Source organism: Bacillus sp. JJ1127, from assembly GCF_036965845.1.
GTDB lineage: Bacteria > Bacillota > Bacilli > Bacillales > Bacillaceae_G > Bacillus_A.
Genome location: NZ_JBALQK010000192.1, coordinates 1 through 8,105 on the forward strand (window position 1 = coordinate 1; position 8,105 = coordinate 8,105).

The window sequence follows — 8,105 nt, forward strand, 5'->3', positions numbered from 1 at the left end:
ATGTGTCACTATCTCAGTAATAGATTAAGAAAATCTTAGTTTATTAAGATTTATACATAGTAAAAGGACTAGTAAAAAGTTTATATATGCAATTCTGCATAAATGAATATACTGGAAATGAATTATTTGTATACTACTTAGTGAGATGCATCTTTATTTAAGCGAATAGTGAAAGGGGAAATAAGAATGAAAAAAACAGTCGTTACATTACTAGCCACCGGAATGGTTTTAGGTGCTCCATTTTCAACTGCCTTTGCAGAAGAGCAAGTATCACAACAAGAAGCTTTGGATAAAATGGAAGTTATACAACAAACGTGGAATGAAGAACAAGGGAACCCATCCTTTCTTTCAGGAGAACTATCTGATAAAAAGGTAAAAACAGAAAAAGAAGTGAAAGTGTTCCTTGAAGAAAATAAAGAGTTATTTAAAATCAATCCACAGACTGATTTAACATTTAAAGAAGTAAAATCAGATGATTTAGGGATGAAACATTATGTGTACATTCAATCTATCAATAAAGTACCAGTTGATGGTGCACAATTCATTGTTCATACAAAGAGTGATGGAACAGTAACAACAGTAAATGGAGACGTACATCCAGCTGCCGCAGATAGTTTGAAAGAAAACACAAAAGCAAAGATTACAAAAGAAACAGCTCTTTCAAATGCATGGAAACATATTAATCTTGCAAAAAAAGATACATTAGTAGAAACAAGTGGAAATCCATTAGAACAAGTGAAAGAAAACTTAAAATCTACAAATGAAAACGCAGATTTAGTTGTTTATGAAAAAGACGGGAATTATTATTTAACATATAAAGTACAATTACAATTCATTAAGCCTTATGGAGCGAACTGGCAAATCTATGTAAACGCAGAAGATGGAACAATTGTAGATTCATATAATGCAGTTACAGATGCAGATACTCCGCAAAAAGGCTATGGAAACGGAGTATTAGGTGATCGAAAAGATCTTAATACAACTTATAGCAGCCAATATGGAAAATACTATTTACAAGACACAACAAAGCCGATGAATGGTGGCGTTATTGAGACATTTACAGTTAATCACAGCAATGCAGATAATCCGAAGAATTACTATCTATTCGATAATGATAATGCTTGGGTAGATAAGGACCAAGCTCCTGCGGTTGATGCTCATGCTTATGCAGGCAAAGTATATGATTATTATAAAAATGTTCATAATCGCAACAGTTTTGATGGAAAAGGGAAAACGATTCGTTCTGCAGTCCATTATGGGAACAACTATAATAATGCCTACTGGAATGGTCAACAAATGATTTATGGAGATGGCGATGGTGTTGAATTCGCACCACTTTCAGGTTCACTTGATGTCGTTGCACATGAGTTAACACATGCGGTAACTGAATATTCAGCTGATCTTCAATACGTAAATCAATCCGGAGCACTAAATGAATCTTTCTCTGATGTATTTGGATATTTCGTTGATCCAGCCAATTGGGATTTAGGAGAAGCTGTATATACACCAGGAGTTGCAGGAGATGCACTTCGCAGCTTATCAAATCCTGAAAAATATGATCAACCTGCTCACATGAGAGACTATCAATATTTACCAGCAACAGAAGAAGGAGATAATGGAGGCGTACATATCAATAGCGGTATTCCAAATAAAGCTGCCTATTTAACAATTAATGCTATTGGTAAAGAGAAAGCAGAAAAAATCTATTACCGTGCCTTAACAACGTATTTAACACCAACAAGTAATTTTAGCAAAGCACGTGCTGCTTTATTGCAATCTGCAGCTGATTACGATGGCGTTAATAGTGCGACATATAAAGCTGTGGCGAATGCTTGGGAACAAGTAGGAGTAAAATAATACGCTTGTTAATGTAATAATATTCCAAAATGAAATTTAATTATTATTTCCTTATATAATATTATATAGGTAATAATAATTAAAAAATCATTATGTAAAAAGACACCCTTACGTAGAAATATTAGCGGAGGGGTGTCCTTTTTGATATGAACTTATCGATTTTTGATGACTAAAATGGTTTTCTAAAGAGTTGCAACGATATATGTCGGAGCAATTAGCTAGAGAGATAGGATTTGTCCTCCTATTGTTTTACGTAGCAGTAACTTATGTGTCGGAAAATTAAAATAGATATATGTAAATAAATAATAAATATTATATATTTACATATATTGATATATTTTTAGATACTCATTATAATTTATTTAGTATAAAGCTTTGTACGTAATTATTTCGAGATTTTATAGGAAACTGTTTAAAAATGAAAAAGTAGAGGGAAAATTAATGAAAATTTTAAAAGGAATGCTCGTATCTACAATAGCAATTACCGCTTTTACGGGACTAGGAAAGACTTCTTATATAGTGAGTGCTGCTTCAAACAATTCAGTAGTACAGCAAAAAGAATCTAATGTAGAAAAAAAAGAAGAAAAGCAAATCATTGTAAAGTTTAAAAATGCGATGAATTTACCATATGAGGATGGTATAGAAAAACGAATACAACATGAAAAAAATGATATAGTACTAGAAAAGTTTTTTTCTGAATTCCCAGATTTAACATTAACACGTTTATTTACGTCTGTAAGTCCTAAAGAAATCCAAAATCTAAATGAAAATGTTAAAACCGATAATAATACTTCATCTTCTAACTTATTAAATTATTATGTAATTCAAGTTTCGAAAAATGAACAAGCTGAAATATTAGTAGAAAAATTAAAACAATCATCTTTGATAGAGGATGTATACATGAAAGAACTAGAAAATGTAACACCACCGGAAGTACAGATGCCAAAATTATTTCTTAATCCCTATGATGACCCTAGATTCGAAAACCAAGGATATTTAAAAGAGGCACCATATGGTATTAATGCACCTTATGCTTGGGGGATCAAGGGAGGCGATGGAAAAGGTGTAACATTTGCAGATATGGAGTATGGCTGGCTATTAAATCATGAAGATCTAGAAAAGCAAAATATCGAACTTATATCCGGAAGAAATACAGATGCTCACGCTGGACATGGCACGTCGGTTCTAGGAATTGTTTCTGCGGAAGATAATCAAATCGGCAATATTGGTATTGCACCAAAAGCTACAGTAAAAGTAGTATCTCAAATTAGGGATGACGGCAGTAATAACAAAGCGGATGCCATATTAAGTGCTGTAAATCATCTAAATGCCGGTGATGTTTTATTGTTAGAGGCACAATCGGCTTATGAAGGATATCGTGATAAATATTTTCCGGTTGAAGTGCAACCAGATGTATTTGATGCGATTCGTACTGGAACGGATAAAGGAATCGTAATCATCGAGGCTGGAGCAAATGGCTGGAATGACTTAGATGAATTTAAAGATAAAGATGGAAAAAAAGTCTTAAATCGTAATAGCAAAGATTTTAAAGATTCAGGGGCAATCATAGTCGGAGCTGCTTTATCAACTGTCCCTCACGGACGTTCATGGTTTTCAAATTATGGAAGCCGAATTGATGTATATGGATGGGGTCAAAATGTAGATACAACTTCTGCAGATCCAAGTAGAAGTGCTAAAAATTTATATACGTCTAGCTTTAATGGTACATCGAGCGCTTCACCAATTATTGCTGGTGCAGCCGTTTCCATACAAAGTATTGCTAAGGAGCATTTGGGTAAACCTTATAAACCAAGTGAGTTAAGAGACATCTTAAGTAATCCGAACACAGGAACACAATCTGGAGAACCATCTTACGATAGAATTGGTGTTTTACCAGATTTAAAAGCTATATTGTTGAAATTAGGATTTCAGCCAAACGAGGAAGACTCAACTTCAAAAAAACCGCGAGAAAAAGAGCCAAATAACGAAGATACACAGGCAAATCCAATAGATCTCAATACGATTATTGAAGGAAATCTTAACGACAATGATAAGTCAGATATCTATACTTTTACGATTAATTCACCGCAAAATATAGATATTTCCGTATTAAATGAAAAACAAATTGGAATGACATGGACACTTTATCATGAATCAGATTTAGAAAACATTGTAGCATATGGAAAAAATGATGGTAATACCATTAAGGGAGAATATAATGCGAAACCAGGGAAATATTATTTGCATGTCTATAAATATGAAAATAAAAATGGGTCGTATTTATTAAACGTAAAATAGGTTTTATGCATACATGAAACAACAGGAATTTCTCAAATGAACGGTACCCCAATTGTTAGACGTAACTAATAATTGGGGTGCCGTTTTTTATGACCCAATATCTATCTTCCTATTACGCTGCAAATATCACATCATTTTCGGAGATTGATTTGCAACGATAATCGTTTTGATACAAGTCTTATGAGACATTATGGAGTCCTAATTTAACTGTGATTTGATTATGTACCAATATAAAGGCTTTTGTTATTATGGATTTCTAACTGACTTAGCTCTAAACAAAAGTCTGAATATAGCCTTTTAGTTTTGATTCTTTAATATTATTTCCTTTCACCCATTCTTCAAAATTTATGGTTAAGTCGTTGTTTCCTTGAGCAACATTTGTAATAAGAGTTTTCTCTTCAAATGAATAAGCAAAAGTATGTAGGGTTCCAAAAAGATTATCATAATCTGTAAAAAATAATGGCGAGTCTTTATCACTAAATTTATCAAATGTCTCTTCTATACTTAAATTCTGATTCTTTAAGTTATGGATATACTCATTACGTTTTAAAGATCCTTCAATATGTGCTCTATTTTTCTTCTTCATATCAGTATTTTGAAAGTAATTTACACATGAAATAAAACTAGGATCTTTACGGACTAACACTTTTTTTGGACTCACTTCTACGGCTGCATAATTTCCATAAGAATCGCCAAGGGAAAAATTATAACAGGTAGCATGAGGGATGTCTTTGAGTAAATCAATAGCTTCTTCTGTAGATTTACAAGCATCTAGTACCATCCTCACACTAGTCCAAGCAGATATACCTTCCTGATATTCCTGATTATTTACAAAATGAAGCCCAATAGCTAACCCACTTTCATTTACTCCATCATGTCTTCCAATGATTTGCAAACTATAACCACAAGAAGCTAAAACATTTTTAGAATCTAGCAATAATAAGAGACCATCATAAATATCAGGTGAAAAATCGTAATTCCTTACATAATATCGATGATCCACAAATGCTGAACATCCCATATTAGCTAATTTAGGTACATCATAGCCACTAAACATAGCAGCCACTTTCTCATATGGAAGTTGTAAGCCTTCAGATAAACCTTGCAATTCTTCAAGCAAGTTAGGGGATAAAGAGGAAAATAAGTCATGAAAGTGATTCATATTAATTTCAGGCTTAGTTAACTTATTAAATACATTAATTAAACTCTTATCCTTTAAATATTCTCCAAGATGGAAACCTATTTCGTAAGGAGTAGTTCTCAATTGAAGAATATCAATCTCAAAATTAGACAATCTTTTCACCCTTCCTGTTCGCTTTAATATCATATATTTTGAAATTATAGCATAAAAAGGATAATTTTTATTTTTTATATTCCATACATGTAAGGGTAACATAACGCAATATTATCGGTAGCAAAGACAAGGCGGATCCTTACTCTCATAAAGAATCCGCTTTTTTTCTTTCCATCAATCTATGCAATTTTTTATACATTCCTATCATGGAGCGGGTATCGCCTAGCAAGAGAGCAGGAAAAAATGAAAATGGTTACAGATGCGTAATATTTACATTATAAATAGAGGTCAAGTTATAATAAGAGAAATAGAAGAGGAGGTCTGTTGTGAAAAGTCTTCGATATTTCAATATGGGTACTATTTTTATTTTATACACAGTACTGATGTTTTACATCGGATGGAATGGTTGGGTGTGGCTGCGGACACTCTTTGGCTGGGAAGCATGGGGATATTATGCTTTACTGGTAGGTTTATTCTCATATGCTTATTTACTTGTTCAAGTGTTTAAGTTTCTTCCTTTGCTAAGAACAATTGGTTCTTATTGGTTTGCAGTGATACAATACGCGCTTATACTATTGCCACTAGCTGATCTAACGGTAGTTATTTTACAATTGTTATCTGTTCAGGCAGAGACAGCTATTATTTGGACAGGGACTGTTGTTTTCATTCTATTCCTATTTATTTTCGGCTACGGGATGTATAATGCGTATAGTCCAGTCGTTCGAAAGTACGATATACATATACCGAAAAAAGTGGAAGGGCGCAAAAGCTTACGTATTGCGATGGCTTCTGATATGCATTTCGGTAAACTATCTGGCGTTTCTCATTTAAAAAGGCTAGTCCATCATGTAAACGAAATGAAACCTGACATTATTTTATTACCTGGAGATATTATCGATGATCATCCAGGAGAATTTATTAAAAAGAACATGGGACAGGTTATGAAACAAATGCAAGCCCCACTTGGTATATATGGGGTGCTAGGAAATCATGAATATTACGGCAGGGCCATCCCTGAATTTTTACAAGAGATGGATAAGATTGACGTTCACATTCTTTTAGATGAAGTCATTACAATTGAAGACAGTTTTTACCTCGTTGGAAGAAGGGATAAAACAGAGCGGGATCGTCAAAGTTTTGAAGAGCTAATGAGTACAGTAGATCAATCACTTCCTGTTATCGCAATGGATCATCAGCCATTTGAACTAAAACAAGCGGGAGAAGCTGGTGTAGATTTACTATTATCAGGTCACACGCACCGTGGACAAATGGCACCGAATCATATCATTACGAAACGCATGTATGAACTAGATTGGGGATACGTACAAAAAGGTGCATTTCACGCCATTGTTTCCTCAGGATTTGGATTTTGGGGACCGCCGCTTAGACTTGGGAGTCGGTCAGAGATTATCCAGATAGATGTTACGTTTGAATAAATAAGAAAAGCAGTTGCCATTGGTAGCTGCTTTTCTTATCATGAAGTGCTATTTGGATAAGTTTCACTCTTTTTTGTGAAATAAAGTAAAACTTTAATAAACGGGAGATTCTGTATCCCCCACCTAACTTTTTACAAGAGTCTTACTTCCCGCAAATAGCGGGATAAAAGCAAAAAACGTCAAGAAACAAATAGCGCTTTCTTTTATCATAATACATATAGGGCGGGTGAACAGAGATGGAAAGCTATGAAACGCAAATTCAAAAGGCAATTGATTATATTGAAGAAGATGTAATGGAAAAACAAACGTTACGTAATTTAGCTCATATTGCAGGGTTTTCAGAATATCATTTCCACCGCGTGTTTCAGGCGATGGTTGGTGACTCTGTAATGGAGTATGTTCGTAAGAGGAGGTTAGCCCAGGCAGCTTATCAGCTTTCTCATACAGATGAAAAAATTATTGATGTTGCATTAGAACATGGCTTTCAATCTCATGAAACGTTCACTAGAGCCTTTAAAAAATTGTTTCAAATGACGCCAAGTGCGTATCGAAAGCAAGAAATAAAAACACCGATGTATTACAAAGTGAATGTGAAACAGAGGAAGTTGAATCCATATTTAGGGGGAATACAGATGGAATTTCGTATTGAGAAAAAGCCAGCGTTTCTTGTCGCTGGATATGAAATGAAGACGACTAGTAAAGAGGGGGAAAATCTCAAAGACATTCCGGCATTTTGGGATCATTATTTACAAAAAAATCTAGCGGATCACATTCCAAATCGTAAAGATACAAGTCAATATGTAGAGCTTGGAATGTGTACAGATTTTAATTTAGAAGCAGGAGATTTCACTTATATTATCGGAATGGAAGTTACAGATTTTGAGAATATGCCAAGTGAACTTACGAAGCGTACATTCCCAGAAGCAACATACGCTGTATTTACAACACCAAAAGTACCTCACAAAGATATGGTAGCATCAATTCAGCAAACTTGGAATGCAGTCTTCTCAGAATGGTTCCCGCATTCAGGATATGAACATGCTGGAGTGGTAGAGTTCGAGTTATATGATGAACGTTGTCATGAAGATAAGAGCGAATTTGCTCAAATTGAACTTTGGTTGCCGGTGCAGAAGAAACAATAAGAAAAGGAGCGAATCATAAAAAATGATTCGCTTTTCTATATATAAATCAATTGAAAAACAGACATAAAACCCCTCTTT

5 protein-coding genes are annotated in these 8,105 nt (G+C 34.1%); 4 read left to right on the forward strand and 1 reads right to left on the reverse strand.

What is annotated here, in order from left to right:
• Nucleotides 1-186: 186 nt before the first annotated feature.
• Nucleotides 187-1,857: a M4 family metallopeptidase gene (locus V7183_RS18445; RefSeq protein WP_335360395.1), complete on the forward strand. Its 1,671-nt coding sequence runs from the start codon at nucleotides 187-189 to the stop codon at nucleotides 1,855-1,857.
• 441 nt (nucleotides 1,858-2,298) lie between these two features.
• Nucleotides 2,299-4,155 carry a S8 family peptidase gene (locus tag V7183_RS18450; RefSeq protein ID WP_335360396.1) on the forward strand — a complete coding sequence of 619 codons (1,857 nt, stop codon included), beginning with the start codon at nucleotides 2,299-2,301 and terminating at the stop codon, nucleotides 4,153-4,155.
• 271 nt (nucleotides 4,156-4,426) lie between these two features.
• On the opposite strand, the gene V7183_RS18455 is transcribed toward V7183_RS18450, so the two are convergent.
• A complete protein-coding gene (locus tag V7183_RS18455) occupies nucleotides 4,427-5,458 on the reverse strand; it encodes a C45 family peptidase (RefSeq protein ID WP_335360397.1) in 1,032 nt (343 codons plus the stop codon).
• Nucleotides 5,459-5,775: 317 nt separating this feature from the next.
• Here V7183_RS18455 and V7183_RS18460 point away from each other — a divergent pair, with 317 nt between their 5' ends.
• Both V7183_RS18460 and V7183_RS18465 read left to right on the forward strand, forming a co-directional pair.
• Nucleotides 5,776-6,885: a metallophosphoesterase gene (locus V7183_RS18460; protein WP_335360398.1), complete on the forward strand. Its 1,110-nt coding sequence runs from the start codon at nucleotides 5,776-5,778 to the stop codon at nucleotides 6,883-6,885.
• Between the two features lie 236 nt (nucleotides 6,886-7,121).
• A complete protein-coding gene (locus V7183_RS18465; RefSeq protein ID WP_097897623.1) occupies nucleotides 7,122-8,027 on the forward strand; it encodes an AraC family transcriptional regulator in 906 nt (301 codons plus the stop codon).
• The last annotated feature ends 78 nt before the right edge of the window (nucleotides 8,028-8,105 follow it).